At 66.7% G+C, this 15,564-nt stretch carries 18 protein-coding genes and 1 pseudogene; 6 read left to right on the top strand and 13 right to left on the bottom strand.

Annotated elements, in window-relative coordinates; all coding sequences use genetic code 11:
* Positions 1 to 22 precede the first annotated feature (22 nt).
* Both ACZBJS_RS18255 and ACZBJS_RS18250 read right to left on the bottom strand, forming a co-directional pair.
* Positions 23 to 367: a Lin0512 family protein gene (locus ACZBJS_RS18255; protein WP_026192671.1), complete on the bottom strand. Its 345-nt coding sequence runs from the start codon at positions 365 to 367 to the stop codon at positions 23 to 25.
* A 62-nt stretch (positions 368 to 429) separates the two neighbouring features.
* Positions 430 to 1,653, bottom strand: a complete 1,224-nt coding sequence (locus ACZBJS_RS18250; RefSeq protein WP_463438955.1) for an MFS transporter — start codon at positions 1,651 to 1,653, stop codon at positions 430 to 432.
* Between the two features lie 97 nt (positions 1,654 to 1,750).
* Between ACZBJS_RS18250 and ACZBJS_RS18245 the strand changes: the two genes are divergently transcribed.
* Positions 1,751 to 2,692, top strand: a complete 942-nt coding sequence (locus tag ACZBJS_RS18245) for a LysR family transcriptional regulator (protein WP_456784709.1) — start codon at positions 1,751 to 1,753, stop codon at positions 2,690 to 2,692.
* 48 nt (positions 2,693 to 2,740) lie between these two features.
* On the opposite strand, the gene ACZBJS_RS18240 is transcribed toward ACZBJS_RS18245, so the two are convergent.
* From ACZBJS_RS18240 to ACZBJS_RS18220, 5 genes are all read right to left on the bottom strand, one after another.
* Positions 2,741 to 3,445 (bottom strand): PA1136 family autoinducer-binding transcriptional regulator, encoded by a 705-nt coding sequence (locus tag ACZBJS_RS18240; protein ID WP_463438954.1) that lies wholly within the window; start codon positions 3,443 to 3,445, stop codon positions 2,741 to 2,743.
* A gap of 155 nt (positions 3,446 to 3,600) precedes the next feature.
* Positions 3,601 to 4,476, bottom strand: coding sequence for a glyoxalase III HchA (gene hchA / locus ACZBJS_RS18235; RefSeq protein ID WP_463438953.1), 876 nt, complete (start codon positions 4,474 to 4,476; stop codon positions 3,601 to 3,603).
* A gap of 100 nt (positions 4,477 to 4,576) precedes the next feature.
* Positions 4,577 to 5,272 carry a GNAT family N-acetyltransferase gene (locus ACZBJS_RS18230; protein WP_057019827.1) on the bottom strand — a complete coding sequence of 232 codons (696 nt, stop codon included), beginning with the start codon at positions 5,270 to 5,272 and terminating at the stop codon, positions 4,577 to 4,579.
* Between the two features lie 123 nt (positions 5,273 to 5,395).
* Positions 5,396 to 6,040 (bottom strand): O-methyltransferase, encoded by a 645-nt coding sequence (locus ACZBJS_RS18225; RefSeq protein WP_463438952.1) that lies wholly within the window; start codon positions 6,038 to 6,040, stop codon positions 5,396 to 5,398.
* Positions 6,041 to 6,066: 26 nt separating this feature from the next.
* Complete coding sequence (locus ACZBJS_RS18220) at positions 6,067 to 6,699, bottom strand: PadR family transcriptional regulator (protein WP_463438951.1); 633 nt, start codon at positions 6,697 to 6,699, stop codon at positions 6,067 to 6,069.
* 191 nt (positions 6,700 to 6,890) lie between these two features.
* Here ACZBJS_RS18220 and ACZBJS_RS18215 point away from each other — a divergent pair, with 191 nt between their 5' ends.
* A complete protein-coding gene (locus ACZBJS_RS18215) occupies positions 6,891 to 7,244 on the top strand; it encodes an MmcQ/YjbR family DNA-binding protein (protein WP_253608966.1) in 354 nt (117 codons plus the stop codon).
* A gap of 21 nt (positions 7,245 to 7,265) precedes the next feature.
* Here ACZBJS_RS18215 and ACZBJS_RS18210 read toward each other — a convergent pair whose 3' ends face one another.
* Both ACZBJS_RS18210 and ACZBJS_RS18205 read right to left on the bottom strand, forming a co-directional pair.
* Positions 7,266 to 7,832: a hypothetical protein gene (locus ACZBJS_RS18210; RefSeq protein ID WP_018271230.1), complete on the bottom strand. Its 567-nt coding sequence runs from the start codon at positions 7,830 to 7,832 to the stop codon at positions 7,266 to 7,268.
* Positions 7,833 to 7,922: 90 nt separating this feature from the next.
* Positions 7,923 to 8,888, bottom strand: coding sequence for a GlxA family transcriptional regulator (locus ACZBJS_RS18205; protein ID WP_463438950.1), 966 nt, complete (start codon positions 8,886 to 8,888; stop codon positions 7,923 to 7,925).
* 205 nt (positions 8,889 to 9,093) lie between these two features.
* Here ACZBJS_RS18205 and ACZBJS_RS18200 point away from each other — a divergent pair, with 205 nt between their 5' ends.
* Positions 9,094 to 9,735, top strand: a complete 642-nt coding sequence (locus tag ACZBJS_RS18200; protein WP_316396195.1) for an HD domain-containing protein — start codon at positions 9,094 to 9,096, stop codon at positions 9,733 to 9,735.
* Between the two features lie 7 nt (positions 9,736 to 9,742).
* On the opposite strand, the gene ACZBJS_RS18195 is transcribed toward ACZBJS_RS18200, so the two are convergent.
* Positions 9,743 to 10,201: an SRPBCC family protein gene (locus ACZBJS_RS18195; protein ID WP_057019819.1), complete on the bottom strand. Its 459-nt coding sequence runs from the start codon at positions 10,199 to 10,201 to the stop codon at positions 9,743 to 9,745.
* Positions 10,202 to 10,305: 104 nt separating this feature from the next.
* Between ACZBJS_RS18195 and ACZBJS_RS18190 the strand changes: the two genes are divergently transcribed.
* A complete protein-coding gene (locus tag ACZBJS_RS18190) occupies positions 10,306 to 11,397 on the top strand; it encodes an adenylate/guanylate cyclase domain-containing protein (RefSeq protein ID WP_229193509.1) in 1,092 nt (363 codons plus the stop codon).
* Between the two features lie 5 nt (positions 11,398 to 11,402).
* Here ACZBJS_RS18190 and ACZBJS_RS18185 read toward each other — a convergent pair whose 3' ends face one another.
* Positions 11,403 to 11,651, bottom strand: a complete 249-nt coding sequence (locus ACZBJS_RS18185; RefSeq protein ID WP_225159130.1) for a hypothetical protein — start codon at positions 11,649 to 11,651, stop codon at positions 11,403 to 11,405.
* 92 nt (positions 11,652 to 11,743) lie between these two features.
* Between ACZBJS_RS18185 and ACZBJS_RS18180 the strand changes: the two genes are divergently transcribed.
* A complete protein-coding gene (locus tag ACZBJS_RS18180; protein WP_316396196.1) occupies positions 11,744 to 12,964 on the top strand; it encodes a helix-turn-helix domain-containing protein in 1,221 nt (406 codons plus the stop codon).
* Between the two features lie 133 nt (positions 12,965 to 13,097).
* Positions 13,098 to 13,744: pseudogene (locus ACZBJS_RS18175) on the top strand (Vgb family protein).
* 12 nt (positions 13,745 to 13,756) lie between these two features.
* Here the strand turns inward: ACZBJS_RS18175 and ACZBJS_RS18170 are convergent.
* Positions 13,757 to 14,089, bottom strand: coding sequence for a hypothetical protein (locus tag ACZBJS_RS18170; RefSeq protein WP_057020048.1), 333 nt, complete (start codon positions 14,087 to 14,089; stop codon positions 13,757 to 13,759).
* A 159-nt stretch (positions 14,090 to 14,248) separates the two neighbouring features.
* On the bottom strand, positions 14,249 to 15,466 hold the full coding sequence (locus ACZBJS_RS18165) for an MFS transporter (RefSeq protein WP_141342056.1): 1,218 nt from the start codon (positions 15,464 to 15,466) through the stop codon (positions 14,249 to 14,251).
* Between the last annotated feature and the right edge of the window lie 98 nt (positions 15,467 to 15,564).

Below are 15,564 nucleotides of genomic sequence, written 5' to 3'. Positions count from 1 at the left end.
GCGGTCGCCCGACGCGCTTCCCTCACTTGCCGTCGTCGAAGCTGACGATGACGGCGGCGTTCGCGATCAGGATCGGGTCGTTGCCGAGATCGGACGGAATCTCGAGCCCGCCTGCGATCGCCTTCACGGTCTTGGTGCCATAAGGCAACTCCTTCGCGACCGCTGCGGTATCGACATCTTCGGGATTCGGCACGGCGATCGTGACGTCGACGAACATGTCGTTGGCGGTCTTGCCGAGCATGCGGAAGAAGCCGAGGCTGGAATGGCGGATGGCGTCCGAGACGGCCCGCTTGGCGGCCTTGGTGGCGTCGCGGCCGTGGACGTCGACGCCCATGCCCATTTCGGTGATACAGCGCACGCGTGTCATGAAGGTTCCTGTTGTCGTTGGCGTGAGAGACCTTCACTCCTTCGGCTCCTGCGCGCGCGGCGTCAAGCCGGGTCCGTCGCCTCGCTTACGCGCTTGTGATCGCCGCGCGCCAGCATCCATGCCGCAATACCGGCAAGGATCGCCGCAGCCACCACCATGATGCAGGCCGCGCCCCAGCCCCATGCCGAGACCACGGCGCCGACCGCGATTGGACCGGTGACCTGGCCGAAATTGCTGCCCGTCATCAACAGGCCCATCATGACAGGCACCATCGCCGCCGATGGCGCCGCGGCGGGTGCGGTTGCAAGCAACGTCGCCGGGATCAGGCCGCCGATCGCGGAGAACAAAAGGCACAGCCAGAATGCGCCCCAGCCGCCGAGCACCGGCAGGAAGATTCCAAGCGCGGACGCGCCCATCACGAATGCCGCCACGGCAATCAGCAGGTTGCGGCTGACGCCGCGCGCGAGCAGATGACCGGCGGCGAGATTGCCGACGATGTTGCCGGCCGCGGCCAACGCACTGAGCCCGCCGGCGCCTTGGCTGGACACGCCGAGCCGCTCGGTCAGCAGGATCGGCAGGAAGCTGAACAGCGCAAAGAACATCAGGCTGTAGAGCGCAAACAGCACCATCAGGAGCGCCGGGGTGCGGCGCCGCGCCAGCGCGGTGGCTTCCTGCATCAGGCCGCTCCGCGCCGGGCCGGTCCGCGATGCCACTTCAGGCACAATGACGCCGGCGAGCACGAACAGCACGGCGACAAAGGCAGCACTGGCCCACCAGATCGTGCGCCAGCCATCGAAGATCGGACCGGCGACCAGCGCCAGCGCGATCCCGAACGGCATCACGCAGCTCCACACCGCCATGGTGACGTCGCGCGCGCTGACATCGACGACACGATCCAGCAATGCAGGAGCCGCGACCATCACCAGCAGGAAGCCGAGCCCTTCCAGCAGGCGCGACGCCAATAGCACCGCTAGCTGTGGCGCGAGCGCGCCCGAGGCTGCCCCCAGCGTGATGGCCGCGAGCCCGCACAGCAGCACCTTGCGAGCACCAACCGCGGCAATCACCACGCCCGCCGGCACGCTGCCGACAAGCCCGAGGACCGCAAAGATGCCGGCGATCGTTCCGACCGCGGCAAGGTCGATGCCGAGGCTCTGTTGCAGCATCGAGGCGGCAATCGGAACCTTGCCGACCTGCAGCGCCGCGCCGATCCCGCAACCGATCACGATGGCGACCGTGGCCCATCGCTTCGCCTCGGTCTGCTGCATCACGGCCGTCTCGATCGTCATGCGTCCACTCCGCCCTGGGTCAGAGCACAGAGATAGCGTTTCCCGACCATCGACAGGAGTGATATGTTTTGCATCCGATTGATCGATTTCATAGATCATGCTCGACAACCTCACGCTCGATCAGATCCGCACCTTTGTCGCCATCGCCGAGCGCGGCAGCTTCCGCGCCGCCGCGGCCAAACTGGCGCGGGTGCAATCCGCGGTCAGCCATGCCATCGCCAACCTCGAGGCCGAACTCGGCCTGACGCTGTTCGACCGCTCCAGCCATCGCCCGGCGCTGACGGCCGAGGGCAAGGCACTGCTGGGCAACGCGCGCGACCTGCTGCTTCGTGTCGACGCGATGCGGGCGCGGGCACGCGGCCTGGGCGATGGCGTGGAATCGGAACTGTCGCTGGTGGTCGATACGCTGTTTCCGATCGCCGCCGTCGGCGCGGCGCTGACGGAAATGCGGGCGGCCTATCCGTCCGTCAGCGTGCGGCTCGCGGTCGAACCGATGGGCGGTCCGATCGCTGGCTTGACCGAACGGCGCAGCACGCTCGCGGTCACGGTCGGCGAGGATTTTCGCGATCCGCGTCTTGCGCTCGATGCGATCTGCGCGGTGCAGATCGTCGCCGTCGCCTCCGCCGGCCATCCGCTCGCGCGCCGCGGCCGCAAGAGCGTGGCGGATCTCGCCGATCATCTGCAGATCGTGCTGTCGGATCCGACCCCGCTGTCGGAGGGCCGCAGCTTCGGCGTGCTCTCGCCGCAGATCTGCCGGGTGAGCAATCAGGACACCAAGCACGCCATGATCCTGGCCGGGCTCGGCTGGGGCCGGCTGCCGCTCTGGCAGGTGGCGCGCGACCTGAAGGAGCGCCGCCTGGTGCGGGTCGAAACCGGCGCGCTCGGCCGCAACGCCGCGCTCGCGATGGAGGCCTATCTCGCCCACCGGCTCGATGAACCGCTGGGACCTGCGGCACGTGCATTTGCCGATGCATTGACGCGGATCGCTGCGGGCACGCATGCGCCGAAGATCAGGGCGAAGACGGCGAAGAAACACTGAGCCGCAGCTATCGCTCGCCCGGCCCTGTGGCGGCCGACCGCAAGCGCCTCAGTCCTCGATCTCGCCGCTGCGGATCGCAAGCCGGATGGCCTGCGCGGTCGTGGCGACGCCGAGCCGAAGCCGCGCACGCCGCAAATGGTTCTCGACCGTGCGTTCGGACAGGCCGAGCGATGCCGCGATGTCGGCCTGGCGTCGTCCCGCCGAAATCCAGCGCAACACCTCGCGCTCGCGCGGCGACAGGCTCGACGCACCGTTCGGCTCGTGCGCTTCCATCAGCCCGCGGGCGGCGCGGAAGGCCGCGGCGCCGATCATCGTCAGCGCCGCACGCGTCCGCGGCGACGCATCGATCCGCGTTCCAGCGAAGCTCATCGCGCCTTCGAGGCCGCTGCGCCCGAACACCGGAACCTGCAGCCCATGGAAACCGGGCCCGCGCGGCGTGCGCACCACGCGATACTTCTCGCCGCGCGCCGACATCACCTTGGTCCAGAAAAACGCCTGGTCCACATTGAGGAAATTGCGCGTCACCGGACAATGCCGGACATAGGTCTCGGCATCGACGGTCACGCCTTTGCCGAACCAGTCGCCTTCGACCCAGTAGATCCGGTCAACCAGGTCCTCGCGTGCCGGCGACGCCGAGAACATCACGAACCGGTCGTAGCCGAGCGGCACGCTCGCGGACCGCACCGCCGCCTGGATCGCGGGCAAGCTCTCGCTGCCCTCGATCGCAACCACGGCTTCGATGTAGCGGTCCATGCGGTGCCATCGTGTCGTGCGGAAGGCCGGTCGCGCGCGGCCGAGCGCGTTGAGGATTTTCCCTCAAGCGAGGTCGGCCTGCAAGGCGCGCGACATTGAGCCGCCACCGGCGGCGGGGCGAGGTTCGCCCGCCCGCAGGTTGAGCCGCCGTCCGCTCAACGCCCGCCGAGCGTATCGAGCAGAGCCTTTGCGGCTGCCTTGCCGACATTATTGGCGGCGAAGGGGCTGTCACCGGTGATCAGCTTGCGATCCTGATGGGTCTTGCCGGTGATGTCCTTGTTCAGGATCTCAACCCCGAGCGCCTGCAACTGTTCGCCGAACGCCCAGGTCAGCGCGCCCGGCATGTAGCCGATATCGGGCGTGGTCCGATCGATGGCGTCGGGAAATGCGCAGATCTTGTAGCCCTTGAAGGGATAGTCGCCCTTGGCTTCGCCGACCGCGGACGCCAGCAGCGCCGCCGGGCCATGGCAAAGCGAGATGATGTGCTTGTCGTTGTCGAGCGCCCATTTCAGGGCGGCCTTCACGTCGGTGCTTTCGGGCAAGCCGATCAGCGCACCATGGCCGCCGGGAATGAACACCGCGATGTAATCGGAATCCTTGCCGAGCTTGTTTTCGATCACGTCGGAGAGCTTCAGCGGCTGCTTCAGCCTGGCGAGATATTTCTGGTAGATGCTCTTGACCGCGTCGTCCTCCTTCGGAAACGCCCAGAGCTCGAATTTGACCGGATTGCCCGACACGGTCGCGATATCGAATTCGAAGCCCGCCTTGTCGAGGTGATACATCGGCAACAAGGTCTCGACGGGATGGTTGCCGGTCGAGAACATCGTGCCCTTCTGCAACAGCAGATAGCGCTCGTCCGCGGCGATCATCAGAATTTTCCAGCGGCCGCCTCTGTAGGCGTTGGGATAGTCAGCGCCGGAGAGATCCGACTTGGCCGAGGTGAATTGCCCAAGCGAGTAAGGCGACGGAAAGAAAGCATTGCTCTCCGCCGGATCGGGTACGGGACGCTTGTCCTGGGATTGCTCGGACATCGAGATATCCTCTCTCATCGTGTTGCGATCCGGCAAAGGTAAGCACGAGATCCGCGATGAGGAATGAGGGATTTCCCTCAACCCACTTTCCCGGGCATCCCTATCCCTGTTTCTGCAACACCGTGATGTGCAGGCGGCGGCGGATCTCCATGCCCTGGCGGCGATAGAGCGCGATCGCCGAGACGTTGCTGGTGAAGACGTGCAGGAATGGAATTTCGCCACGCGCCACGATCTGGCGGGCGACCGCCGACAGCAGCGCCTGCGCGTAGCCACGGCCGCGATGCTCCGGATGCACGCAGACGGCTGTCATCTCGGTGTAGTTCCCCGGCTTCATCCGTTCGCCGGTCATCGCGACCAGTTCGCCATTGATGCGGATGCCGAGAAAGCTGCCGAGCTCATGCGTCCGCACGCTGAACGGGCCGGGCTTTGTCAGCTCCGTCAACGCCATCATCGCAGGAACATCGGTAGCGCCGAGCGTGACGATCTCGACGCCGGGCGCAGAATGGTCCGCGGGCACGCCGATCATCTGCTCGCCGGTCTCGGCCAGCAGCACCTTGAACTGCGGCGGCACCGGGACAGGATCGGGCGTGAACAGCACCGCGATGTCAGGTCCCGACAGCAGTGCACCGAGCGCGGCAAAGCTCCTTGGCGACATGTCGACCATGTCGGCGAAGGGTGCGATCGCGAGCGGGAAGCGCCGCGCATCGGTGCCGCCTTCCGCCAGCTCGCGTTGTCTCGTGGTCAGCGCGCTCCAGATTGGGCGATCGAGCGGATGATTGGGCGGGACTTCGGACATGCGGCGCTTCGCTCCTGATTTTCCTCGAACAGAGCAAGAAGCGCCGGCAAAATCCAGCATGGCATGGTGCGGTTGCGGCTCACAATCCCGACAGCCGTCGATCAAGTGATGCCGTCCACCGGGTCAGGCCACCTTCAGGCAGAGCTCGGTGCCACCTTTGAGCGGCAGCGTGATCGACACGAAGCCGTTGTCGGGATCGCGCACGAACTCCAGGAAATCCGCCTCGGCATTGTCGTTCATGACGTAGCCGCCGACGCGCAGTTGCGGCGCCACGATCTCGATCACCTGGCGCGCCAGCGTCGGCCCCTTGTCGCCCGGCCAGCCGTCGATCAGGATGAAGTCGACGGGACTACCAAGATCGCGCAACGTCTTGCGCGCATCGCCCTCGCGGATGTCGGCGTAATCGGCAAGGCCGGCGTCCGCGAGATTGCGCTTCGCCGCTGCGACCTTAGCCGGCACGATCTCCGACCCGATCACGGTGCCGCCGCCATTGTCGCGCATCGCGGCGGCGAAATAGAGCGTCGACATTCCGACCGACGTCGCGAACTCGGCGACGCGCTGGGCGCGCAGGCCGCGGCACAACAGATAGATCAGCTCGCCCTGCTCCGGGTGGATCGAGAATCCCTGCTCGGCATAGTCGTGGGGGTCGCGGCTGCCGCTCTGCGTCGGATTGCCCCTCACGGGCGCCCGGCGGGTGGCCTGCAGGCGCTCGATGACGGCGGTGACGCGGGCATCACGGATCGCGCTGTGCGGTTCGGCGTTGTACATGAAAGGTCTCCTTTGCTGCGACGGCGTCATTGCTGCAGGATCTCAGCGGCCGCGCGGTCGAGGATCTTTGCGATCCGCCGCGCCTCCGCGGCATCGCAGCCGCGCTTCTGGCGCAGCGCGCTCTTCAGCGCGTGACGGGCGCGGTGCACCTCGTCGGACGCCTCGCCGTCGAGATCGCTCACGCCGGCGAAGGCTTCGCGCACCTCCTCCATGCGGCGGCCTATCCGCGACAGCGCCTCGAGGATGGTATCCGCGGTCGTGCGGTTCTCGCCGAGATACGCCCTGCCCTGCTCGGTGATGCTGTAGAGTTTGCGTGCCGCGTCCTGGGTGACGCTGGCATTGCCGATCTCCTTGAGGTATGTCAGCGCCGGATAGATCACGCCCGGGCTCGGGCTGTAGAAGCCGTCCGACCGCTCTTCGATCCTCTTGATCAACTCGTAGCCGTGCGCCGGCTGCTCGCCGAGCAGCGCCAGGATGACCAGTTGCAGATCCTGCGACGAAAGCCGCCGCGATCCCGGAAAATCACCGCCGCCACCCCGCCCGAAGAAGCCATGGCCGCCGCGGCCGAAGCGATGGCCGCCCCGGCCGTGCCGGCCCATGGCGAAGAACCCAAACCGGAAGCCGTCATCGTCCCGGTCGCGAAACATCGATCGTCTCATTTGCTCATTCCTTACTAAAAACATATCTTACGATATATCTACAGATGGAAAAGCGACTACCCACATTTTCGTGAGATTTCCGAAATGGGCGGCGACCAGAGCTGGCCAAGGATGGCCGGCTCGGCCCCGGGGGCTTGTCGACCCTCGCGCGGCTGGCCTATGGCTTTGAACGCCTTCCAGCCCTGCGACTCATGCGCCCCAAGACCTTCGAAGCCCATTGTCTGCGCCTGCCCGCCGCCACCAAGGTGGTGCAATGGGAAGGCACGTCGGTGTTCAAGGTCGGCGGCAAGATGTTCGCGCTGGCCGGCGGCTACATCGAGAGCACCGGCGGCTTCATGTTCAAGACCTCGAACATGGCCTACCAGCTGCTGATCGAGCAGGGCTTGGCGCGGCCCGCGCCATATCTGGCGCGCGCCACATGGGTGCAACTGGTGAGGAACGACTCCCTGCCCGACGCTGAGCTCAAGGCCTATCTCGGCCAGGCGCATGCGCTCATCGTCGAAAAGTTGACGCGGAAGTCGCGCAAGGCGCTCGGGCTCGATTGATCGGCCAAGCTGCGACGCTATTCAGCCACCCAGCGGCTTGTCGGAATCGCCCGACAGCAATTTCGGAAACAGCTCCTTGAAGGCGAACTTGTCGTCGCCCTTGGCGCGGTCGAAGCGCAGCACGACGTCGAACCGGCTGCCCTCCCATTTGGTCGGCGGGGTGCCCTTGCTGACCGGGATCAGCGGAAGGATATCGGAGATGATCGCCTTGTGCTCCCAGCACAGCAGCACGACGCCCTTCAGCGCCAGCACCGCAGGCACCAGCCTCGGCTCATCGCCCTTGCCAAAGCTTTCGTTCGGGGTCAGGCCGCGCCGTGCGGCAAGCGCCGAGATCGTCTCGGCCGGACGGCTCGACGGCGGCTGATTGGCCGTGGTGCCCGGTGTCGCGGCATAGATTGCATCGGGCTTGGCATAGTCACCGCCGGTGAGATCGGTGCCGAACAACGCGGTCCACGCGCCCGCACGCTCCCACCCACGGAGTACAAGCGACTCAGTGTCGGAGACGCCATCCGCGGTGAAACCGGGTCCCGGCCAGGAATCGCCCGGCTTCTCGGCATGACGGATGATGAAGAGCGTGAGCGCGTCCATGGGTGGCCTCTCGGGAGAAGATGTGTGGCAGGATCCGGCGTCGGCGACGTCGATCCTATCCCCGATACAGCCTCCGGTTGATGAACCGCATCACAGTTTGCGAAAACTCGCGCGGTACTGCGCCGGCGACACGCCGAGCCGCTCGGTGAACACGATCCTCATCCGGTCGGCCGAACCGAAGCCGCAGTCGAATGCAACCGCCTTCAGCGGCCGGTCTGAGCCCTCGAGCAGCCGGCGCGCGGCGTCGACCCGCGCCCGCTCGATGAATTCGTGCGGCGTGATTCCGGTCTCCTGCGCAAAGGCGCGGCCGAAATTGCGCACGCTCATGCCGACGGCTTCCGCCAGCGACTGCAGCGTGTGGCGCTCGCCGACATGCTGCATGACATGCGCCTGCGCGCGCGCAATCGGCGAATCCTCATCGACCGGCGCGGTGAGATAGGGACTGAATTGCGACTGCCCGCCCTGGCGCTGCGCCACCACGACCAGGCGCTTGGCCACCGCGACCGCAACCTGCGGCCCGTGCCGCTCGGCGACCAGCGCGAGCCCGAGATCGATCCCCGCGGTCACGCCGGCCGAGGTCATCAGATGTCCGTCGCGAATGTAGATGCGGTCGAAGATCACCTCGGCCGCGGGAAAGCGCGCCGCCAGCCGCTGCGCGTTCTGCCAATGCGTCGTCACCTTGCGGCCGTCGAGCAGCCCGGCATGGCCGAGCGCGAAGGCGCCGGTGCAAATCGAACCATAGAGCTCGGCGCGCGCGGGCGCCCCACGCAGCCACTGTGTCAGTTCGGGATCCGGCGCGGCATCGGGCAATGCCGGCCCGCCCGCCACCAGCAGGATATCGAACCTCTCTTGTGCCTCGGCGAAGCTGAGATCGGCCGATATCTTCATGCCGTTCGACGCGCGGAGCGGTTCGCAGTCGGCACCGACCATCACGGTCTCATAGCCATCGCCCGCTGGCACAAAGCCGTTCGTCTCCGCGAACACGTCGACGGGACCCGCGACATCGAGCGCCTGAACCCCTTCGTGAATCGCGATCGCGACCCTCTGAACCGCCATGCCTTCTCCCTGCCCGCTGGCGCGAAACGACGTCTGGTTGGCCCGATCCGGCGGCGCGCGATCGTTGCGGGATCGGGCCAAAACGGGCGACAAGCACCCCACGGATCGCGCCATCCGGCGATCCGCACACACCGCAGAGACAAGCGCCGGGCTCGCGTGTTCGCACGCCACGGCATCGTCTTGCCACATCGAGGAGCGTCTTGAAATGACCGAGATCATCGCCGGCATCCGCGTACCCGACAGCGCGATGGCCCGCGCCGCCACCCAGCTGGTATGGGATACCGAGGACGCCCTGCTCTACAATCACAGCCGCCGCGTGTTCTTCTGGGGCGCGCTGACCGGCAACCGCCGCAAGCTGAAATTCGATCCCGAACTGCTCTATATCGGCGCCATGTTCCACGACATGGGCCTCACCGCTGCTCACGCGAGCCCCGATCTGCGCTTCGAGGTCGACGGCGCCAACGCTGCACGCGACTTCCTCAAGGGCTATGGCGTTCCGGAGCGCGACATCGAGGATGTCTGGACCTCAATCGCCCTGCACACCACGCCTGGCGTCCCCGAGCATATGCGTCCGACCATTGCGCTGGTCACCGCCGGCGTCGAGATGGACGTGCTCGGCATCGCCTACGACGATTTCTCGCACGAGCACCGCGACCATGTCTGCGCGCACCATCCGCGCGAGGCGAATTTCAAGGAGAACATCATCGATCATTTCGCCGCCGGCACCATCAGGAAGCCGCTGACGACCTTCGGCAACGTCAAGGCCGACGTGCTGGCGCTGAAGGACATGAACTATAGCAGGACGAACTTCTGCTCGATCATCCTCGGCTCGAAATGGCCGACATGACGCGACGTCAATGGCGGTTGGCAGGACCGTGGTCGGGGCCGGGATCCCGACCGGCGGCCGCGTGGGAGAGCCGGCCCATGTAATGCGCCCAACCCTTGTCGTGGCTCTCGCACTGCGCGGCGTTCGGCAGGCCGCTATGGGTCATGCGGAGCAGCGTGCCGTTGTCCTGCTCCATCAGGTCGATCTCGATCAGGCTCGATCCCGGCGGCACTTCCTCGCTGCCCTCCCAGCCGAAGCTGTAGGCGAGACGATGCACCGGCACGACCTCGCGGAACGCTCCGCGCGCGGCGCGGCTGCGATCACTGCCGAGCCCCTTGAGGAAGTAGAGGCCCCCGGGATGCGTCTCGGTCGCGGCTTCCAGCCCCATCCAGCTTACGATCTTTTGCGGATCGGTCAGGAAGGCGAACACGGTTGCAGCCGGGGCTGCGATCTGGATCTCGCGTTGAACGATGAAGGCTTCAGTCATCGATCCATGCTCCATTGACAGTCGGCGCTCAGGGATAATTCGTGACAAGGGTGGTGCGTCAACCCCATGATACAAGGGTGGTGCGTCAACCCCATGATGGTGTGATGCAATTGTCCTCGACGTTGAGCTGGCTGGTCGACGCCGCCGCCGAGACCGCGGGCGCCAACCGGTTGTTGGCGGACCTCGGTAGCCACCTTATCACGGATGGCCTGCCGCTTGCCGGCGGCGCTCTGACGCTCGAGGTTCCGCACCCCCTGATTGCAAGACGAACCTGGCTGTGGCGTGCCGACAATGGCGAGGTCATCGAAGCGCTCGGATTCGCGCCGGAACAACCTTTTGCGATGCCCGATATGGTGGGATCCGGCGACGCCGGCCGGCGCTGGCTCGGAACTCTCGCGCCCGGCCCGATCCACGAGGGCACGATTGGAACGCGGCCGGACGGCCCGACCCTCGGTTGGATCGGGACACGCGCCTTCACGCCTGCCGAGGCGGATCAATTGCGCGAGGCGGCGCGGTTCATGGCCGCGCCGCTCGCCGCGCTCGCGGCGCGCGCGACACTGACGGCGGCGCTGGAGGCGTATCTCGGCCGGCGCAGCGCCGCGCGCGTTCTGGCATCGCCATTGCGGCGCAATACCGGCGAAACCATCCGGGCGGCACTGCTGTTTGCCGACCTCCGCGGCTTCACCGCGCTGTCGGAAAGCCATCCGCCTGCCGAGGTGATCGCGGCGCTCGATGCCTGGTTCGACCGCATCGCGGGCGCCATCCACGCCTTCGGCGGCGAGGTGTTGAAATTCATCGGCGACGGCCTGCTTGCGATCTTTCCGGTCACGACCAGCGCGCGCAGCGCATCCGAGGCGGCATTGCGCGCGGTGTCGGCGGCGCGCGTCGGCATGGCGCATCTCGATGCAGAGCGACGCAAGCAGGGCTTGCCGCCGTTGCCATTCGGCGCGGCGCTGCATCTTGGCGAGGTGCACTGGGGCAATATCGGCGCCGCCGACCGCCTCGACTTCACCGCGATCGGCGCCGCGGTCAATCTGGTGAGCCGGCTCGAAGGGCTCTGCAAGCCGCTCGAGCAGACCGTGCTGGTTTCGGGCGCCCTCGCCGCCGAGACCGAGACGCCGCTGGTCGCGCTCGGCAGTCATGAATTGCGCGGCATTGCGCGGCCATGCGCGGTCTTCACTTTGCCGGAGACTTGAACCGGTCATCTGAACAGGCGCAGCCATGGCGCCAGATGAAATGCGCTCATCAGCGCGTACATCGGGACCATGCCCTGCAATGACAGCGGTCCCTGCATCGCGCCGCAGATCATGTCGGCCGGCGCCATCGCGGCAATCAGCGCCATCACGGCGAAGGTCGGCGCCGCCGCCAGCGACAGAAAGCGCGCCACGATGGGCCCGCGTCCGCTGAGCCGCCCCCTCACCCAATCTTCTCGTGTTTCGAAACCGGTCATCGTTCGATCTCTCTGGAGATGATCCATGTCGTCATGTGCTAGGTTAGGACCGGGCCTCGGAGGGTGAGAGTGACAAGTGTGTCGGGATTCGAATGGATTCGTTGATCATAGCTGCGGCGCGCGCGCTCGCGGCGGGTGATCCCCTCGGCGCACTGAAACGGGTGGCCCTGCGCGACGATGCGCCGGCGCTGGCGCTGCGCGGCATCGCGATGGCCCGGCTCGGCGATTTCGCCCGCGCCAAGGAGCTGCTGCGGCGCGCAGGCCGCGCCTTCGGCCCGCGCGAAGCGGTCGCGCGGGCACGTTGCGTGGTGGCGGAGGCCGAGATCGCGCTGGTGTCGCGCGACCTTTCCTTTCCCGGCAAGAGCCTCGCCGCGGCGCGCGCAACGCTCGCGGCACGAGGCGATGCACTCAATGCCGCCCATGCCGGCTATCTCGAAATCCGCCGCCTGATGCTGATCGGGAGCCTCGATGCGGCCGAGCGCATGCTTGCTGGCCTCGACCCGGCACCGTTCCCGCCGGCGCTGCGGGTCGGCCATGAACTGGTCGTCGCCGGAATCGCGATGCGGCGGCTGCAGACCAAGCCGGCACGCGATGCGTTGGCCCTCGCAAGGGAAGCCGCGCGCCGCGCCGGCATCGCCGAGCTCGCGGCCGAGGTCGAGAGTACCGCGCGCCTGCTCGCCACGCCCGCGGCGCGCCTGATCGCGCGCGGTAGCGAGCGGCCCCTCCTGCTCGAGGAGGTCGAAGCCCTGATGGCGTCGAAGGCGCTCGTCGTCGATGCCTGCCGCTACGTCGTGCGCGATATCGGCACGACGGTCTCGCTGACCCGGCGGCCAGTGCTGTTCGCGCTTGCCCGCGCGCTGGGCGAAGCGTGGCCGCAGGACGTGTCGCGCGGCACGCTGATCGCGCGGGCGTTTCGCGGCAAGCATGCCGATGAATCACACCGGGCGCGGCTGCGGGTCGAGATCGGACGGCTGCGCCGGGCGCTGCGGCCGCTGGCCGATCTCAGCGCGACACCGGACGGCTTTGTGCTCCAGCCGCATGGCCGGCGCGAGGTGACCGTGCTGGCGCTGCCGGTCGAGGAGGAGCATGCCGCGGTGCTGGCTTTTCTCGCCGACGGCGAGGCCTGGTCGAGCTCGGCGCTGTCGGTCGCACTAGGGGCGAGCCAGCGCACCGTGCAGCGTGCGCTCGACGCGCTGGCCGCCACCGGCAAGGTGCAATCGGTCGGCCGCGCCCGCGCCCGGCGCTGGATGACGCCGCCGGTGCCGGGATTCACGACGACGTTGTTACTCCCTGCCCCGCTGCCGAACGGCTAGCATCGGGGCGCAATCGGAAGCGTTTTCGAGCGAAGCGGATACCGGTTCGCGTGAAGAAAACGCGTCAAAGCAGGATTCTGGAGCCTCGATTCTGATTCAATCAGAATTGAAGCTCCAGGCGACAGGAGCGCACATGAAAAAGGCCACGGCCGAGATCATCCGGGAATACGGTCCCTTCGACGGCGTCGAGAACGTCGGCGGCGTCAGCTTCGACGGCGAGCAGGTCTGGTTCGCGGCCGGCGATCGCCTGGTCGCCTTCGATCCCGACAGCGGCAACACCACCCGCACCCTCGAGATCGCGGCTCATGCCGGCACCGCCTTCGACGGCAAGCACTCTATCAGATCGCCGAGGACCGCATTCTGAAGATCGAGCCGAACAGCGGGCGCGTGATATCCACCATCCCCTCACCCGGCGGCGGCCGCGACTCGGGCCTCGCCTGGGCGGAGGGCTCGCTGTGGGTCGGCCAGTATCGCGACCGCACCATCGTTCAGATCGATCCGGAAACCGGCAAGGTTCTGCGCACCATCGAAAGCAACCGGTTCGTCACCGGCGTCTCCTGGGTCGATGGCGAACTCTGGCACGGCACCTGGGAAGGCGATGAAAGCGACGTGCGGCGCATCGACCCGCAGACCGGCGAAGTCATGGAAAAGCTGGAGATGCCGCAGGGCGTGTTCGTCTCTGGCCTCGAGTCCGACGGCGCCGACCGCTTCTTCTGCGGAAGCGGCTCCGCCAACAACAAGGTGCGTGCCATCCGGCGACCGAAGCGCAGCCGCACGTGAAGCGATTTGCGATCACCTTTCGGCCAGTGAAAGAATAGAGCGGATCACCTGGCGCTTCTCGTCCGACAAACCCGCGAGCAGCGCCTCGTCGAGATGCTGTTCTCGGATGAGCCGTGCGAAGACAAGCGGGAGCTGCGAGTATCGATAGTCGAACATCTCATCGAGCTCCCTCCTTCGCTGGTGCAGATACTCGCCAACTTCCCACATCTCCGACGGCGTCGCTGCCGCAACGGCCCTGCTCTTGAATTCGACCATCACCTTGGCGAGTGCGCACTCCACCGCCGAATCATAGGCCTTGCGCGCAATCTTCTTCTCGGCCGGGGACCATTGGAGATCACGGTACATAGTGGGCTCTCGTGCGCCTGACGTCGTGCCAACAGTCATGGCATTCAGCCGTAGACGCCCGACCGATGCAATGACACCACAACGTTGCCCCTTTTGCCCGCCGCTCGGCAAGACCAATGCGTCGGTCCGAGCGGCGCGCTGCATGACGGAGTTAAAACCTCATGCCGGCGCAGGCACCGCCGTGGGCCGCGCCGCCGGCATCGGGCGGAAGGTCATCATGATCAGGAACGCGCCGATGCCGACCGCCCAGGAGCCGACATAGAGCCACGTGTAGCTCGCGAAGGTGTCGTAGATCAGCCCACCGGCGAGCGGTCCGGTCGCCATGCCGAGGCTGCCGGCCATCGCGGTGCCGCCGATCACCGTACCCATCATCCGCAGCGGAAAATTCTCGCGGATCAGCACGGAATACAGCGGCATGGTGCCGGCATAGATGAAGCCGAAGATCGCGGCGACCGCGTAGAATGCGGCGAGCTCGCGCACGAAGACGTAGCCGAGCGCGCCGAACGCCTGCGCCAGCAATCCGAGCACCAGCACGCGCTTGGCGCCAAAGCGGTCGCCGAGCAGGCCGAAGGCGATGCGGCCGCCCATCCCGGCGAGCCCTTCGACGCTGTAGATCGTCACCGCAGCAACCATCGGAATGCCGCAGGTGACCGCGTAACTCACGGTATGGATGATCGGGCCCGAATGGGTCGCGCAGCAGAAGAAATTGGTCGCGATCAGGATGATGAATTGCGGCGAGCGCAGCGCCTGCGCCAGCGACATCGGCGGTTCGCCGTTTTCGGAGACCGCTTCAGCGTGGTCGCCCTGCAGCGCCGGCGGGCGGCGCACCAGGAATGAGACCGGGATCATGATCGCGCCGACCACGCCCGAGACGATCAGCATCGCGGTGCGCCAGTCGTGGTGGGAGATCAGCCAGGCCGCAAGCGGCGACATCGTCATCGGCGCCATGCCCATGCCGGCCGACACCAGCGAAACGGCGAGGCTTCGATGGGTGTCGAACCAGCCGGTGACGCAGGCCATCATCGGCGCGAAGATCGCCGCCGTTGCCGCGCCGACCACCGCGCCGAACACGAACTGAAAGGCCAGCAGCGATGTTGTCTGGCTGGCCAGCGCGAGGCTTGCCGCCAGCACGACCGATCCGGTCAGCACCACCGGAAGCGGCCCGAAGCGGTCGGACAGCGTGCCCCAGATCATGCTGGTGAAGGCCATCGCGAGAAAGCCGATCGTCATCGCGCTGGAAATGCCGGTCACCGACCAGCCGGTCTCGCGCGCCATGGGCTGGAGGAACACCGGCAGCGAAAACATGCCGCCGATCGCGACGCAGCCGAGCAGGCCGCCGGCCGCGACGATCACCCAGCGGTAGGTCGAATTGCTCATTCCGGAACTCCCATGCAGTTCGTTCTGGCTGCAAGACGAACGGACCGGAGCGGAACCGACAGCCGGCGTGCCCGCCAGCTCACTTTTTTGCGAGCATG

Source organism: Bradyrhizobium sp. KZN70725 (assembly GCF_055264925.1).
This window is presented reverse-complemented; position numbering and strand designations above follow the sequence as displayed.